At 70.7% G+C, this 15,617-nt stretch carries 15 protein-coding genes and 2 pseudogenes; 11 read left to right on the forward strand and 6 right to left on the reverse strand.

Annotated features, from left to right (window positions below):
- Positions 1-209: 209 nt before the first annotated feature.
- Together QC283_RS00005 and QC283_RS00010 are read right to left on the reverse strand one after the other, a co-directional pair.
- The gene (locus tag QC283_RS00005; protein WP_279559189.1) at positions 210-518 is read right to left on the reverse strand and encodes a small hydrophobic protein; all 309 of its coding nucleotides are present in this window, start codon (positions 516-518) and stop codon (positions 210-212) included.
- 270 nt (positions 519-788) lie between these two features.
- Positions 789-2,413 (reverse strand): annotated as a pseudogene (locus tag QC283_RS00010) (MFS transporter).
- Between the two features lie 156 nt (positions 2,414-2,569).
- On the opposite strand from QC283_RS00010, the gene QC283_RS00015 reads away from it, so the two are divergent.
- From QC283_RS00015 to QC283_RS00025, 3 genes are all read left to right on the forward strand, one after another.
- On the forward strand, positions 2,570-3,253 hold the full coding sequence (locus tag QC283_RS00015) for a TetR family transcriptional regulator (RefSeq protein WP_279559190.1): 684 nt from the start codon (positions 2,570-2,572) through the stop codon (positions 3,251-3,253).
- Positions 3,254-3,325: 72 nt separating this feature from the next.
- Positions 3,326-4,543, forward strand: coding sequence for an alpha/beta hydrolase family protein (locus tag QC283_RS00020; protein WP_279559191.1), 1,218 nt, complete (start codon positions 3,326-3,328; stop codon positions 4,541-4,543).
- Positions 4,544-4,609: 66 nt separating this feature from the next.
- Positions 4,610-5,458, forward strand: a complete 849-nt coding sequence (locus QC283_RS00025; RefSeq protein ID WP_279559192.1) for a DUF4429 domain-containing protein — start codon at positions 4,610-4,612, stop codon at positions 5,456-5,458.
- 112 nt (positions 5,459-5,570) lie between these two features.
- On the opposite strand, the gene QC283_RS00030 is transcribed toward QC283_RS00025, so the two are convergent.
- Together QC283_RS00030 and QC283_RS00035 are read right to left on the reverse strand one after the other, a co-directional pair.
- Positions 5,571-6,587: an aldo/keto reductase gene (locus QC283_RS00030; protein ID WP_279559193.1), complete on the reverse strand. Its 1,017-nt coding sequence runs from the start codon at positions 6,585-6,587 to the stop codon at positions 5,571-5,573.
- A complete protein-coding gene (locus QC283_RS00035; protein ID WP_279559194.1) occupies positions 6,584-7,069 on the reverse strand; it encodes a MerR family transcriptional regulator in 486 nt (161 codons plus the stop codon). Before QC283_RS00035 ends, QC283_RS00030 begins: the two co-directional genes overlap by 4 nt.
- Before the next feature lie 97 nt (positions 7,070-7,166).
- Between QC283_RS00035 and QC283_RS00040 the strand changes: the two genes are divergently transcribed.
- The 4 genes and pseudogenes from QC283_RS00040 (at position 7,167) to QC283_RS00060 (ending at position 9,374) form a co-directional block, all read left to right on the forward strand.
- Positions 7,167-7,637 (forward strand): GNAT family N-acetyltransferase, encoded by a 471-nt coding sequence (locus QC283_RS00040; RefSeq protein WP_279559195.1) that lies wholly within the window; start codon positions 7,167-7,169, stop codon positions 7,635-7,637.
- Between the two features lie 18 nt (positions 7,638-7,655).
- Positions 7,656-8,477, forward strand: a complete 822-nt coding sequence (locus tag QC283_RS00045; RefSeq protein ID WP_279559196.1) for a serine hydrolase domain-containing protein — start codon at positions 7,656-7,658, stop codon at positions 8,475-8,477.
- Between the two features lie 145 nt (positions 8,478-8,622).
- Positions 8,623-9,205, forward strand: a pseudogene (locus QC283_RS00055) (DUF5753 domain-containing protein); the annotation flags it as partial.
- The gene (locus QC283_RS00060) at positions 9,174-9,374 is read left to right on the forward strand and encodes a DUF397 domain-containing protein (protein WP_279559197.1); all 201 of its coding nucleotides are present in this window, start codon (positions 9,174-9,176) and stop codon (positions 9,372-9,374) included. The pseudogene QC283_RS00055 and the gene QC283_RS00060, both read left to right, overlap by 32 nt.
- Before the next feature lie 153 nt (positions 9,375-9,527).
- Here QC283_RS00060 and QC283_RS00065 read toward each other — a convergent pair whose 3' ends face one another.
- Positions 9,528-11,003 carry a COG1470 family protein gene (locus QC283_RS00065; protein ID WP_279559198.1) on the reverse strand — a complete coding sequence of 492 codons (1,476 nt, stop codon included), beginning with the start codon at positions 11,001-11,003 and terminating at the stop codon, positions 9,528-9,530.
- Between the two features lie 139 nt (positions 11,004-11,142).
- Positions 11,143-11,799 (reverse strand): pirin family protein, encoded by a 657-nt coding sequence (locus QC283_RS00070; protein WP_279559746.1) that lies wholly within the window; start codon positions 11,797-11,799, stop codon positions 11,143-11,145.
- A gap of 107 nt (positions 11,800-11,906) precedes the next feature.
- Between QC283_RS00070 and fasR the strand changes: the two genes are divergently transcribed.
- The 4 genes from fasR (at position 11,907) to QC283_RS00090 (ending at position 15,558) form a co-directional block, all read left to right on the forward strand.
- Complete coding sequence (fasR, locus tag QC283_RS00075) at positions 11,907-13,112, forward strand: fatty acid biosynthesis transcriptional regulator FasR (RefSeq protein WP_279559199.1); 1,206 nt, start codon at positions 11,907-11,909, stop codon at positions 13,110-13,112.
- Between the two features lie 89 nt (positions 13,113-13,201).
- Positions 13,202-14,158, forward strand: a complete 957-nt coding sequence (locus tag QC283_RS00080) for an ACP S-malonyltransferase (RefSeq protein WP_279559200.1) — start codon at positions 13,202-13,204, stop codon at positions 14,156-14,158.
- Positions 14,159-14,174: 16 nt separating this feature from the next.
- Positions 14,175-15,206 (forward strand): ketoacyl-ACP synthase III, encoded by a 1,032-nt coding sequence (locus QC283_RS00085; protein ID WP_279559201.1) that lies wholly within the window; start codon positions 14,175-14,177, stop codon positions 15,204-15,206.
- Between the two features lie 103 nt (positions 15,207-15,309).
- Positions 15,310-15,558, forward strand: a complete 249-nt coding sequence (locus QC283_RS00090; protein WP_121746777.1) for an acyl carrier protein — start codon at positions 15,310-15,312, stop codon at positions 15,556-15,558.
- Positions 15,559-15,617 lie beyond the last annotated feature (59 nt).

Consider the following 15,617-nt stretch of genomic DNA (forward strand, 5'->3'; position numbering starts at 1 on the left):
CCTCCATGATCGAGTGCCCCTCGGCGCATTCCAGCACGATCCGCGAGCGCAAGGCCAGAGCCTGGGCCGTCGAACGACGCCGCATCCAGCCCTCCAGCACCACCCGCTGGGCATCGGTCACCGACAACGGCGGAATCTTCGGACCCGGACGACTCATGCCCAACCAACGACAAATCTCCGACTCAGGTCACTAGGGGGCACGGGAGGTCTCAGAGCATGCCGTAGCCCGCGGTCGTCGCTCCGAGGAGCCCGACGACCGCCAGGACCGTGTCGATGATGCCCAGGACCACGGCGACCACGGCCGGTACCGGGCGGGATCCCGCCCAGCTTCGGCCCATGGCGAGCCAGCCGCAGATGATCGCGACGGGGCCGAGGACGATCCCCAGCACGAAGAACCCGGCGACCGCGCAGATGACTCCGACGATTGCGAGCGTCGCGCGATCCGGCCCGGTCCGTGACCACGTCCGGCCACGTGAGCGGGGGTGCCTGCGCGATCCTTGTCCGAAGCTCGCCATCATCAACTCCCTGAACTCTTCGTGGAGTTCGGGTACCCCTCTGCGACGCCTTATGCCTGCCGCGAACGGCTGCCTGCGCGCTGCCCCCCTCCAGCAGCGCGCCGCAGCCTCTCGCCCTCCGTGCCCTGCGGAGGACTTGACCCACTGTGACCTGCGAGGTCCGTCGGAGGGGAGGGTTCTCCGGCCCTGTCACCCGGATAGGCGAACAGGGCCGGAAAAGGAAGGACGGAGTGCCGGGCCCGGCGGGTCCGGCACTCCGTATCCCTCTCTTCGTCAGATGTGCCCCACTCCCGCGCCGGCCTCCGCGTTCTCACCGCGCTTGGTGAGCAGCGCGACCAGCACGGCCACGGCCGCGACGCCGGCGGCGACGAGCGACGCCAGGCTCATGCCGGAGAGGAAGGTGTCGTGCGCGACCTCCGTGACCTTGGCGGCCAGCGGCTCCGGCATGCCCTCGGTCACCGGCGGCACGCCGACCTGGACCGCCTCGGAGGCCTGGCCCAGTTGTTCCGGCTTCAGCTCCGGAAGGCCCGCGTCCGCCCAGTTGCCCGCCAGGTCGCTGTCGACCTTGGAGGCCATCACGGCGCCCAGCACGGCCGTACCGAGGCTGCCGCCGATCTGCATCGCCGCCTGCTGGAGGCCGCCGGCGACACCGGACAGCTCCATCGGGGCGTTGCCGACGATGACCTCGGTGGCACCGACCATCACGGGTGCGAGGCCCAGGCCCAGCAGGGCGAACCAGAGCGACATGAGACCGCTGCCGGTGCCCGTCTCCAGGGTGGACATGCCGTACATGGCGAGCGCGGTGAACGCCATGCCTCCCGCGAGCGGGATGCGCGGACCGACCTTGGTGATCATCGCGCCCGCCAGCGGCGAGCCGACGATCATCATGCCGGTGAGCGGCAGCAGGTGCAGGCCGGCGTCGACCGGGCTCATGCCGTGCACGTTCTGGAGGTAGAACGTCACGAAGAAAAGGCCGCCCATGAAGGCGATGGCCATCATGACCATCAGCACCACACCCGCCGACAGCGGCACCGAACGGAACAGCGCCATCGGGATCAGCGGTTCCTCGACCCTGGTCTCCCAGAAGGCGAAGAGTCCGAAGCCCGCGACGGCGACGGCGAGGAACAGCCAGGTCATGCCGTCGCCCCAGCCCCACTCGGGAGCCTTGATGAGCGCCCAGACCAGGCAGAACATCGCGGTGGAGAGCAGCGCGATGCCCAGGATGTCGAAGGAGCGCGGGGCGTTCTCCGCGCGGTGGTCCAGCAGGATCATGACACCGAGGACGACGGCGAGGACGCCCACCGGCACGTTGATGAAGAACACGGACTGCCAGTTGACGTGCTCGACCAGCACGCCGCCGAGGATCGGGCCGCCCGCGGTGGAGGCGCCGATGACCATGCCCCAGATGCCGATGGCCATGTTGAGCTTCTCGGCCGGGAAGGTGGCCCGCAGCAGGCCGAGCGCGGCCGGCATCAGCAGCGCGCCGAACAGGCCCTGGAGCACACGGAAGACGACGACCAGCGGGATGGTGTCGGACAGGCCGATGGCACCGGAGGCGGCGGCGAAGCCGACCACGCCGATGAGGAGAAGGTCTGCCGGTGTCCGAAGCGGTCACCGAGCTTGCCCGCGGTGATCAGGGAGACCGCGAGGGCGAGGAAGTAGGCGTTGGTGATCCACTGGACGTCGGCGAAGCTGGCCTTCAGGTCGCTCTGGATGGCCGGGTTGGCGATGGCGACGATGGTGCCGTCGAGGGCCACCATCATGACCCCTACAGCGACGGTGAAGAGCGTGAGCCACGGGTGACCGCGCAGTCCGCTGGCGGGTGCCGGGCCCGACGGACCGGACGACGCTCCCCCGCCCCCCGATCCCGTCTTGTCGATGGTGGTCTGACTAGTCATACATTCGAGGCTAATGACAGTCACTGACAGTTGACAAACCATTTCACTGGTCGGTAACTGACATGACATCTACCTTTAGCCTGAACTGCGGAAACACAGCGAAAACGGCAGCGCGGCGACACGCCGTGGCCTCTCCGAGGAGCGAACCTCTTGAACATGGCGGACACGGCCGGCCCACCGGGACTGCGCGAACGCAAGAAGCAGCGCACCCGGGACACGCTGCTGCGGTCCGCCCTCGAGCTGTTCACCGAGCGGGGCTACGAGGAGACGACCGTCGACGACATCGCCGAGACGGCCGATGTCTCCCAGCGCACCTTCTTCCGCTACTTCGCCAGCAAGGAGGAGGCGGCCTTCTTCGTGTCGCGGCTCGCGGAGGCGCACTTCGTCGACGCCGTACGCCGCCGCCCGCCCGGCGAGGCGCCGCTGGACTCGATGCGCCAAGCCCTCGTGGAGAGCTGGAGCACCATCGGCGAGGCCGTCGAGCAGCTGGTCCCGCTCGATCTGCACATGCGCTTCTACCGGGTGATCGAGTCGACGCCCGCACTCCTCGCCGCCCATCTGCGGCGCGCGACGGAACTGGAGGAGGAGATCGCCCGCGTCATCGCCGACCGCGAGGACCTCGACGTGGAGACGGACCCGCGGCCCCGTGTGGTCGTGGCCGTCTTCGGAGCGGTGATGCGGGTCACCGAGCGGATCTGGTCGGCGCGGGACGACGCCGGTCTCGCGGCGCTGCGCGACCTGACCGCCGCCTATCTCGACCAGGTGGGACCCGCGCTCACCGTCGACTGGCGGAGCGGTCGGGGGGCCGAGCGGGCCGGACGAGTGGAACCAACCCCGTAGCACATGATCGAAACGTGATCCGCGTCACTGGATTCACGCGAGACCGTCCCGTTCTCCTAGTGTGTCCTCCCAGTGACTTCCTTCGACACCTCCCCGCAACTGAACGCCTGGCGCGCACTGCTCGCTCTGGCCGTGGTGTTCGTGATGCTGGCGACCACCGGGTGGACCGCCCTGCGCAACCAGCGGGGGCCCACGGCCCTCGAAGCGTCGGTCACGGCCTGGGAGCACGGCCGGATCGACGGGCGCGGGCTGCCGGACGCGCAGGCGGCTCCGACCCGGCTGGCCCGCTTCTTCGCCTCGCTCGCCCAGTGGCAGCGCGAGAGCCTGGCCCGCCGCTACCCCCTCGCCGTCGGCAACATGAACGGCGCCCCCGTCGAGCTCCGCTACCTCGCCAACCGCGCGGCGCTGCGCAAGGCACGCGCGGTGGAGCGACTACGCATGCACGACAAGCGGCTGTCCCTGTCCGGGCAGCGCGAGGCGGGCCGGCGCGCGCACCACTACGAGTCGCTGCTGAACCCCGACCGCCACGTCCTCGCCTTCGACCCGGCGGGCTCGGGCAAGGTCGCCGAGGTGTTCGGGAACCTGGACCGCGCCGAGCGCGTGTCCGTCGTCGTGCCCGGCGTGGACACCGAGCTCCTCACCTTCCAGCGCACCGACCGCAAGTACGCGGCGCCCGTCGGCATGGCCGAGTCGCTGCACGCCGCCGAGCGCAGGGTGAGCCCGGACACGCGTACGGCCGTGATCGCCTGGGCCGACTACACCTCCCCCGACGGCCTCGGCATGGAGGCGGCCACGGCGAACCGCGCCGAGCACGGGGCCGTCCGGCTGAACGCACTGCTGCGGGCGCTGCCCGGCCGGGCACCCGTCTCGCTGTTCTGCCACAGCTACGGCTCGGTGGTGTGCGGCCTCGCCGCCGACACGCTGCCCGGCCGGGTGACCGACATAGCGGTGGCCGGCAGCCCCGGCATGCGCGTCGAGAGGGCCACCCAGCTGCGCACCACCGCCCATGTGTGGGCGATGCGGGACGCCGACGACTGGATCCAGGACGTGCCGTACCTGGAGGTCGGCGGCCTCGGACACGGCGCCGACCCGGTCTCCGCGGCGTTCGGGGCGCGGGTGCTGTCCGCGCGGGGCGCCGAGGGGCACAGCGGCTACTTCGTACCGGGTACGGAGAGCCTGCGGAACTTCGCGGAGATCGGCGTTGGCGCATACCGCACGGTCGCCTGCGCCGCAGAAGATGACACATGCCGGGCGGGTTTGTCCGCGGCGGCGTCGGCCGGACGCGCGTAGAGGCGCAGAAACTCCGGTTTGCACGGGGAGGGGACGGAAGAGCTCGTGCCGCATACGATGAGCCGTATGGGTGACGTACTGGCCGGATTTCATGCCGCCTGGGAGTTCGAGTCCGACTCCGTGCTCATCCGCTACGAACGGGGGATTCGAACACCCAAGCTTTTCCAGGCCCTGGGGGAACGCCGCGTCCCCCTGGAGGCGATCGCCGGGGTGACGCTCACGCCCGGCAGGCGGGGCACCGTCGTGCTGCGCGTCGAGCCGCGTCCGGGCGCCGATCCGCTGATGGAGGCGGCGGCCGGACAGTTGAAGGAGGGGTGCGACCCGTACCGGCTGGTGCTGCCCGCCGAGCGGGAGACGCTCGCGGAGTACTACGCCGACGAGCTGCGGGCGCTGCTGACCGAGTCCGGCAAGACCGAGCGGTACCTGGTGGCGGCGCCCGAGGCGCCGCTGCACTTCAAGGCGTACGACGGAAAGGCGTCCTTCGACGGGACGTCGGTGGCGTTCCGGTGGTTCTGGACGGGCGCGTCGTCGGCGAAGTGGAAGGCCGGCGACCAGAGCTTCCCGGTCGCCGGCCTCGGTGGAGTGGAGTGGCGCTCCCCCGAGGTGTTCGACGGGTATCTGCGGCTGCTGCCACGGGACGGGACACCGACCGTTCCACAGGCCGACCAGGATCCGGCGGCGGTCGTGTTCGGGCTCGGCTACGGGCCCGTGCACGAGTCACTGCCGTTCGCCGCGGCGGTGCTGGCGGCGGTGCGGGAGCGTGGCTCCGCCGTGCCGGTGCCGGTTCCGGCGCCTCGGCGTGACCCCGCGGACATCGCCGAGCGGATCCGGCACCTCGGGGAGCTGCACCAGGCGGGGCTGGTCACGGACGAGGAGTTCTCCTCGAAGAAGGCGGAGTTGCTGGCGGAGCTGTGACGCGTCCGCGTCCGCCGCACTCGGTCCCGTCGCCGGGCGCGGGCGGGTCGTGGCCGGTCGCGCCCCTGCGGCGGGGCCGCGGTGACGCGGCCCCGCGCTGCCCTGAGCAGCCTCACTCACGTCCGGCGGAAGTGAACGCCATGTCCGCGTAGCGGTTGCCCGCGACCTTCCCCGCGATCGGCTCCAGGAGTGTCAGCTCCTGCTCCGTCAGGACGATCCTCGTCGCCGCCGTGTTCTCCTCCACCCGGCCCGGCTTCCGGGTCCCCGGGATCGGGATCACCGCGAGGTCGTGCACCCGCGCCCGCTGCTGTGCCCAGGCCAGGGCGATCTGGCCGAGGGTGGCGTCGTGGGCGTCGGCGACCGCACGGACCGGGTCGAGGAGGGCCGCGTTGGCCGCCGCGTTGTCACCGGTGAAACGGGGCTGCTGGCGGCGGAAGTCGCCGGCCGTGAGGTCCTGGTCGGCGTTGGTGAAGGCGCCCGTGAGGAAGCCCCGGCCGAGCGGGGAGTACGGGACGAGGGCCACGCCCAGTTCGCGGGCGGCCGGCACCACGCCCGTCTCGATGTCCCGGCTGAACAGCGACCACTCCGACTGCACGGCGGCGATCGGATGCACCGCCCGGGCGGCCCGCAGCTCCCCGCCCGTCACCTCGCTCAGCCCGAGGTGCTTGACCTTGCCCTCGCGGACGAGGTCGGCCATGACGGCGACGGTCTCCTCGATCGGCACGTTCACGTCGCGCCGGTGCATGTAGTAGAGGTCGATCACGTCGACGTCCAGGCGGCGCAGGCTCGCCTCGACCGCCTGGCGGATGTACGGCGGGTCGTTGCGGATGATCCGCTTCGTCGGCTCGTCCGGCGGGATGGCAAGGGCGAACTTGGTCGCGATGACGACCTCGTCGCGGTGGGCCCTGAAGAACGGCGACAGGAACCGCTCGTTCTCGCCGGCGCCGTACGCGTCGGCCGTGTCGTAGAGCGTGACGCCCAGCTCCAGCGCCCGCTCCAGCGTCGCCCGTGACGCGTCGGCGTCCGAGGGGCCGTACCCGAAGCTCATGCCCATGCAGCCCAGTCCCTGGACGCCCACCTCGGGGCCGTCGTCGCCGAGCCGTACCGTCGGGATCGTGCTGTCGGTCATCGGGTCCTCTCCCCTTCACGGGCGCGTCCGGCGTCCCCGTAGAAGCTGATCTTCCGGTCGAGTACGGCGAGGGTGTCCTGGAGCTCGCCGATCCTCGTCAGCACGTCGCGGCGTGTGGACTCCAGGAGTTCCCGCCGGTCGAGGTAGGTACCCTCGCCCTCGCGCACGAGTTCCGCGTACCGGACCATGTCGGCGACCGGCATGCCGGTCAGGCGGAGCTTGCCGACGAAGTCGAGCCAGTCCAGGTCGCGGTTGGTGTAGCGGCGCTGCCCGGTGTGCGAGCGGTCGATGTGGGACATCAGGCCGATCCGCTCGTACCAGCGCAGCGTGTGGGCCGTCAGTCCGGTGAAGGCGACGACCTCGCTGATGGTGTAGTGGTCCTGCCCGTCGGGGCGCGGGTGGCGCCGGGGCGGGGCGGAGCAGATGTCTGTTCTGGTGGCGTTCGGCGCGATGGTCTCGGCCGCGGTCTGCATCACCGTCATACGCTCCACGCTATGGCCTTGGAGTGCACTCCAGGCAAGCGCGCCCGGCGGGAAGACGACGGGATCGCGGGCGCCCCGGCTGGTTAGCATGCCCGGCATGACCCTCGTACGCCGTGCGCTGCCCGAGGACGCGGAGGAAGTACTGCGTCTGCGTCAGGTGATGATCGATTCGGTGGCCCGGTCGGACCCCTCCACGGAGTGGCACGCCGAGTCCCTGCCCGTGCTGCGCGGCAGGCTGGCCGATCCGGACGGCACCTTCGCGGCGTTCGTCGTGGACCATCCGGAGCGTCCGGGGGCTCTCGCGGCACTGGTGGCCGGCACGCTCGACTACCGCATCGGCGGTGCGCGCAATCCGCTCGGCGTCGACGGCTACGTGTTCAGCGTCGCCACCGACCCGGACGCGCGCCGTCGCGGATACGCGCGCGCCTGCGTGGAGGCTCTGCTGGAGTGGTTCCGCGACCGCGGAGCCCGGCGCGTGCGCCTCACCTCCTCCTCACAGGCCGAGCCGTTGTACGCGTCGCTGGGCTTCCACCACCGGACGGACCCTCTGCTGGAGCTGACGCTCTGAGCGCTTAGGCTCGGTGGCATGTCCTTGAAGAGCCTCGCGTTGATCGAGAACTGGCCGGTTCCCACCGCCGCCGCGGGTGTCATCCGCGCCGACGGCACGATCCTGGGAACCCACGGCCCCGTCGGGCAGCCGTTCCCCCTCGCCTCGGTCACCAAGCCGCTCGCGGCGTACGCCGCACTCGTCGCGTACGAGGAGGGCGCGGTCGAACTGGACGAGCCCGCCGGGCCGCCCGGGGCGACCGTCCGCCACCTGCTGGCGCACACCTCGGGCCTGGCCTTCGACGAGCACCGGGTGACCGCCCCTCCCGGGGAGCGCCGGCTGTACTCCAACGCCGGTTTCGAGCAGCTCGGCGACCACATCGCGAAGGCGGCGGACATCCCGTTCGCCGAGTACGCCCGGCAGGCGGTGCTGGAACCGCTGGGCATGACGAACACCACCCTCGACGGCTCCCCGGCCAAGGACGGGGTCTCGACGGTCGAGGACCTGCTGCGGTTCGCCGCCGAGGTTCAGGCGCCGCGCCTGCTGGACCCGCGCACGGTCGCCGAGGCGATGACGGTCCAGTACCCGGGCACGAAGGGCGTACTGCCGGGCTACGGGCACCAGAACCCCAACGACTGGGGCCTCGGTTTCGAGATCCGCGACTCCAAGTCCCCGCACTGGACGGGCGCCGCGTCCTCGCCGCGCACCTTCGGGCACTTCGGCCAGTCCGGTACGTTCCTGTGGATCGACCCGGATGCCCAGCTCGCCTGCGTGGCGCTCACCGACCGGGACTTCGGGCCCTGGGCGGCCGAGGTCTGGCCGGCCTTCACGGACGCGGTGGTGGCGGAGCCGCGCGGCTGAGGCGGCACTCGAACCACACCGTCTTGCCCGGTCCGTCGGGACGCGGCGTGACGCCCCACCGGTCGGTCACCGCCGCCACGATCACCAGCCCGCGCGCCCGCTGTCGCCGAGAGGATCGCCGGCGGTCCGGGCAGGCAGCCCCGCACAGCGGGTCCCGACCCGGGACTTCTCCGAGCGCGTGGACGCCGCGCTCGGCACGGACGGCCTGTTCTCCCGCCTGATCGGCCTGGTGCTGCGCAGCCAACTCCCCACCTGGTTCCAGCCGTACGCGGAGATGGAGGCGAAGGCGGCGTACATCTCGACGTACCAGGCGCAGTTGGTGTACGGGCTCTTGCAGACGGAGGATTACGCGCGGGCCGTCCTCGAAGTGGAGCACCGCGACGACGTGGACGAGATGGTGGCAGCTCGGTTGAAACGTCAACGCATCCTCCAGTGCGACCAACCACCCGCGCTGTGGGTCGTCCTGGACGAGACCGCTTGCCGCAGGCCAACACGCGGGCATGATCGGCACGTTCACTCTGCTGAGGTTCGACGGCGACCCCGATCTCTTCTACATGGACGGTTACGACCGAGGGCACATGACCGCCAGTCCGGGCGTGATCAAGGAACGTTCATTCGGCTACGCTCGACTGCAAGCCTCAGCCCTCTCCCCCGAGGACTCGGCGAGTCTGATCACCCGCGTGATGGAGGAACGCTATGCGGCCCAGCACAGCACTGAGCAACGTTGAGTGGCGTAAGTCCAGTTACAGCGGAAGCAACGGCGGCGAATGCGTCGAGGTCGCCGTCGGCCGCCCCGCCGGTGCCGCCGTCCCCGTGCGTGACAGCAAGAAGCCGGACGGTCCCGTCGTGACCGTGAGCGCGGGGGCGTGGAGCGCGTTCGTCGACGGTCTGCGGTAGTAGCCGAACCTCTGCTGAAAAGCGTGAACAGAGGCACGGAAACGTCCTTGAAGCGCTCAGATGAGCACCTCAAGGACAGTTGCAGTCAAAAGTTCACGCTTTTCAGGTAGGTAGGCCCTCCCCCGGACCGCACCTGCTGATGGACGGTTCGGATCACACCGTGAGTGTGATCGCCTCGATCCACAGGTTGTTGTCGTGGGTGCCGACATAGGTGAAGTTCAGCTGGTCCCCGGGCTTGTCGCAGGCCAGGCCGGTCCAGGTGTCGTTGTGGACGTAGGAGGTGTGGCAGATGTTGCCGCCGCCACCGTCGACGCTCACGGCGAACCCCAGCATGTGCGGGGCGTCCTCCTCGGTGCTGCCGGCGTAGGCGTCGAGGCCGTCGGTGACGTTCTGCCAGGGATCGCGGTACTGCCCCGTGCCGTCGGTCGACGCGGGGTTGTGGATGAAGGCGCCGCTGGATGTGCCCTTGGTTCCGGACGAGGCGGTGTTGACGGCCGTGATCGGCTTCCCCCCGCCTTCGGTGCCCGCTGTCTCACCGTCGCAGGCGACACCGGACCAGCCCTGGCCCGCGGTGAAGACCCGGTAGCAGATGTGCCGTCCGGTCGGGTCCTTGGCGGCCAGTTGCCGGACGGCGGTCGCCGCGGTCCTCTCCGGTGCCTCGGTCTCCTTCTCCTCGGAGCCGGCACCCCCCGCGTCGGCGTCGGCTCCCTCTCCGTCCCCGGCCGGCGCCCCGGCCTCGGCTCCGGCTCCGTCGGGCTGCTGGGTCCCGGCCGCGGCCGGGGGTGCCGGGATGTCGGCGGACGGAGCCTTCGGTGCCTCGGAGGCCGGGGAGGGAATGGGCGGCAGGTTGCTGACGCCGGCTTCCTGGAGCTGTTCGGTGGCGGCGCTGCGGACCTGGGGCTTGTAGCCGATCCACAGCATCACGCACGTGATCGCCAGCGCCATGGAGACACTGAGACAGACCGCCAGCCAGCGCGGCAGAAAGCCCCGCTGCACATAGGTGCCCTCCACGTTCAGCGGCGTCACACCCGACCGCTGCACCGCCAGGGTGTAGGGCCGCTGCTCCGCCGACCCGAACCAGATGATCTGCCGCGGCTTCAGTGTCGTCTCCACGAACGCCGCACGACCCGGTTCGATCTGCACATTGCTCGGATGGATGTCGTACGACAACTGGTCACCGTTGTCGCTGCCGCTGACCGACGCCGTCACCTTCGTGTTGCCCAGGTTGTCCACGGCCAGTCGCGGACGGCCACGGAGCCGGCCCTTCACCGTCGACGGCACCAACTCCGCCCGCACTTCCGTGAACGGGGTGATGGTGAGGTTCCCCTCCGGGACCGTCGTCGCCTCCGGGTGCGCCGTCGGTGTGATCCGCACCGCGTACGGGTTCGGCCCCGCCGTGGCGTCCGGAGTGCGCGGCGGCGCGAACGTCAGCTCCACCGACCCGGTCGTCCCCGGGTACAACCGCAGCGACTCCGGCTCCACGGCGGTCCAGGGGGCGAGAGAGCCCACCGCCTCGAAGCGGTACTCGTCCACCACGTCACCGGTGTTGCGCAGCCGCAGCCGCACAGTCGTACTACCACCCGGGTCCACGGTCGCGGAGGCGGGCTCGAGGGAAGTCCAGAGGCTCACTCCCGGACGTTAAACGCGTCGATGACACCGAGTCAGCAAGCCACGGGGCACCGGGAGTGCCCGAAGAGGCGGGATCGGCTGCCCCCGCTCCCGGCGAGGGTCGAGGCCGTATCTGGTAGAGGCCCCGTCCGGGTCAGGATCAGCTCCCGGACATCTCCCAGACCAGCAGTTCCGCCCGCGTCACCGCCACCGCGTCCGCCGCCACGGCGTCCGTGAGGCGCGCCGTGTCCCCCGCGCCCAGCGTCTGGCCGCTCAGCAGCACTTCGCCGCGCACGACGTGCACGTACACGTACGCACCGTCCGGCACCGCCGTCCGCTCCCCCGCCGCCAGACGGCGTACGTGGAGCATGGCGCCCGCCTCCGGGACGGCGTACGGGGTGGAGTCGGCGATGCCGCGGACGATCTCGTAGGCGGGCTCGCCGCCGGGGTCGCGGGGAGCCAGCCACATCTGGACGAAGGTCAGGGGGACGGGGCCGTCGTTGCGCTCGACGTGGCGGACGCCGGCCGCCGCACTCAGGCGTTGCACGTCCCCGGCGCGGACGACCGTCTCGTGACCCGCGGTGTCACGGTGGGTGAGCTCACCCTCCACCACCCACGTGACGATCTCGGTGTGACTGTGCGGGTGCTCGTCGAAGCCGGCGCCGGGGGCGAGGCGCTCCTCGTTGCAGGCGATCAGCGAACCGAAGCGAAGATTGTCGGGGTCGTAGTGGGGTCCGAAGGAGAAGGCGTGCCGCGACTCGATGCCCGCCGTCGCGTCGCCTCCCGGATAGCGCTCGTCGGCGCGCCGTACGTCCATCACACCGTCCACCGTAGTCCCGGCGGCCGGCGCTCCGGATGTGCTCCCGCCGTCGAGCTTGGCCCCGGCGACACGCCCGCCCGTCCCGATAAGGCACTCTTGTCCCCGTGCCCGAACCCGAAACCAGCAAGCCCGAGCCCGCGGCGCACGCCGTCCACCCGCATACCGCGACCCTGAAGCGGCTGGAGCAGTCCTCCGGATCGCTCGCCGCGCAGGCCATCGCGCGCATGGACGAGACACTGCCGTGGTACCGGGCCATGCCACCGGAGAACCGCTCCTGGATCGGGCTGGTCGCCCAGGCGGGCATCGCGGCCTTCACCGAGTGGTTCCGGCGCCCGGACGCGCCGCAGGCCATCTCCACCGACGTCTTCGGCACCGCACCGCGCGAGCTGACCCGGGCGATCACGCTGCGGCAGACCGTCGAGATGGTGCGGACCACGATCGAGGTCATGGAGTCCGCGATCGACGAGGTCGCCGCTCCCGGGGACGAGTCGGTGCTGCGCGAGGCGCTGCTCGTGTACGCCCGGGAGATCGCCTTCGCGACCGCCCAGGTGTACGCGCAGGCCGCCGAGGCCCGCGGCGCCTGGGACGCGCGGCTGGAGTCGCTGGTGGTGAACGCCGTGCTGAGCGGCGAGGCCGACGAGGGAGCCGTGTCCCGGGCCGCCGCTCTCGGATGGAACTCGCCCGAGCATGTGTGTGTCGTGCTCGGCACCGCCCCCGACGGTGACTCCGAGCTGACCGTGGAGGCCATCCGCCGCGCGGCCCGGCACGCCAAGCTCCAGGTGCTGACCGGGGTGCTCGGGGACCGGCTGGTAGTGATCGCCGGTGGCAGCGACAACCCGCTGGCGGTCGCCAAGTCGCTGATCGGACCGTTCGCGCAGGGCGCGGTCGTCGCCGGCCCGGTGGTGCCCGACCTCCAGGCCGCGACGAGGTCCGCGCAGGCCGCCGGTGCCGGGCTGAAGGCCTCCACGGCCTGGCAGGACGCCCCGCGCCCGGTACTGGCGGACGATCTGCTGCCGGAGCGCGCGATCGCCTCCGACCCCTCGGCCCGTGAACAGTTGGTGGAGGAGATCTACAGACCACTGCAGGAGGCCGGGGCCGCGCTGCTGGAGACGCTCAGCGTCTATCTCGAACAGGCGAGCAGTCTCGAAGGCGCCGCCCGGATGCTCTTCGTTCACCCGAACACCGTGCGCTACCGGCTCCGACGTGTGACTGACGTCACCGGATGGTCACCCTCTGATGTACGGTCTGCGTTCACACTGCGGATCGCGCTCATCCTGGGGCGTCTGGCCGATGGAGATCCGCAACTCTAGCTTTTTGTCGAGGGTCCACAAAACCCCCTCGTGTTCTTCGTCCCTGTCCTCACGGGCGGTCGCGGCCGTCCTCAAGAGAGAGTGTGAGAGTGCTCGTACTCGTCGCTCCCGGCCAGGGCGCCCAGACGCCCGGCTTCCTGACTGACTGGCTCGCCCTTCCCGGTGCCGCGGACCGCGTCGCCGGGTGGTCCGACGCCATTGGACTCGATCTCGCCCACTTCGGCACGAAGGCCGACGCGGACGAGATCCGTGACACCTCCGTGGCCCAGCCGCTGCTCGTCGCCGCCGGACTTCTCTCCGCCGCGGCGCTCGGTACGTACTCCTTCGCCGATGACACGGTGGGTACGGAGATCGTGCCGGGCGCGGTCGCGGGTCACAGCGTCGGTGAGATCACCGCCGCCGCGTTCGCGGGGGTCCTCGACGACACCGCCGCGCTGTCCCTCGTACGCCGTCGGGGCCTGGCCATGGCCGAGGCCGCCGCGGTGACCGAGACGGGCATGTCGGCGCTGCTCGGCGGCGACCCCGAGGTGAGCGTCGCTCACCTGGAGAAGCTCGGCCTGACCGCGGCCAACGTGAACGGCGCCGGTCAGATCGTGGCGGCCGGCACCATGGAGCAGCTGGCCGCGCTGAACGAGGACAAGCCCGAGGGCGTGCGCAAGGTCGTCCCGCTGAAGGTGGCCGGCGCGTTCCACACGGAGCACATGGCGCCCGCGGTGGACAGGCTCGCCGAGGCGGCGAAGGCGCTCACGCCGGCCGACCCCAAGGTGACGTACATCTCCAACCGGGACGGGCAGGCCGTCGCCGGCGGCGCCGAGGTGCTGGAGCGTCTGGTCGGCCAGGTCGCCAATCCGGTCCGCTGGGACCGGTGCATGGAGACGTTCAAGGAACTCGGCGTCACCGCGCTGATCGAGATGTGCCCGGGCGGCACGCTGACCGGTCTGGCCAAGCGGGCGCTGCCGGGTGTGAAGACCCTGGCCCTGAAGACCCCCGCCGACCTCGACGCGGCCCGCGAGCTCGTGGCCGAGCACGCCGCCGAGCAGGCCTGACAAGGAGCGCGAGAGCATGTCGAAGATCAAGCCCAGCAAGGGCGCCCCGTACGCGCGCATCCTCGGCGTCGGCGGCTACCGCCCGACCCGGGTCGTGCCGAACGAGGTGATCCTCGAGACGATCGACTCGTCCGACGAGTGGATCCGCTCGCGCTCCGGCATCGAGACGCGGCACTGGGCGGGTCCCGAGGAGACCGTCGCGGCGATGTCGATCGAGGCGTCCGGCAAGGCCATCGCGGACGCCGGCATCGACGCGTCGCAGATCGGCGCCGTGGTCGTGTCGACCGTGTCGCACTTCAGCCAGACCCCGGCCGTGGCGACGGAGATCGCGGACAAGCTGGGCACGGACAAGGCCGCCGCCTTCGACATCTCGGCGGGCTGCGCGGGCTTCGGCTACGGTCTGACGCTGGCCAAGGGCATGATCGTCGAGGGTTCGGCGGAGTACGTCCTCGTCATCGGCGTGGAGCGGCTCAGCGACCTGACCGACCTGGAGGACCGGGCCACGGCCTTCCTGTTCGGCGACGGCGCGGGCGCGGTCGTGGTCGGCCCGTCCCAGGAGCCGGCGATCGGCCCGACCGTCTGGGGTTCGGAGGGCGACAAGTCCGAGACGATCAAGCAGACGGTCCCGTGGGACCGTTTCCGGATCGGCGACGTCTCCGAGCTGCCCCTCGACTCCGAGGGCAACGTCAAGTTTCCTGCGATCACGCAGGAGGGCCAGGCGGTGTTCCGCTGGGCCGTGTTCGAGATGGCGAAGGTCGCCCAGCAGGCGCTGGACGCGGCCGGGATCAGCCCGGACGACCTGGACGTCTTCATCCCGCACCAGGCCAACGTGCGGATCATCGACTCGATGGTGAAGACGCTGAAACTGCCGGAGCACGTCATGGTCGCCCGTGACATCCGCACCACCGGCAACACCTCGGCCGCCTCGATTCCGCTCGCGATGGAGCGGCTTCTGGCGACCGGTGAGGCCAAGAGCGGCGACACCGCGCTCGTCATCGGCTTCGGGGCGGGTCTCGTGTACGCCGCGACGGTCGTTACCCTCCCCTAGGCACTCCGTGCCGGATCGCGCGGTCCGGGACGGAGACCAGCACCACCTGCCGCTGACGCGGTGGGCCGCCACACCCTCTGGACAACAAAGAAGGAGCGCCATCATGGCCGCCACTCAGGAAGAGATCGTCGCCGGTCTCGCCGAGATCGTGAACGAGATCGCCGGCATCCCGGTTGAGGACGTCCAGCTGGACAAGTCCTTCACCGACGACCTGGACGTCGACTCGCTGTCCATGGTCGAGGTCGTCGTCGCCGCCGAAGAGCGCTTCGACGTCAAGATCCCGGACGAGGACGTCAAGAACCTCAAGACGGTCGGCGACGCGACCGACTACATCCTCAAGCACCAGAGCTGATCGCCCGATCACTGCCTCTGGGCTGACTGCCCCGCCACCCGGCGGTGGCGCCGTACGAA

Source organism: Streptomyces sp. DH41 (genome assembly GCF_029813785.1).
Classification (GTDB): Bacteria; Actinomycetota; Actinomycetes; order Streptomycetales; family Streptomycetaceae; genus Streptomyces.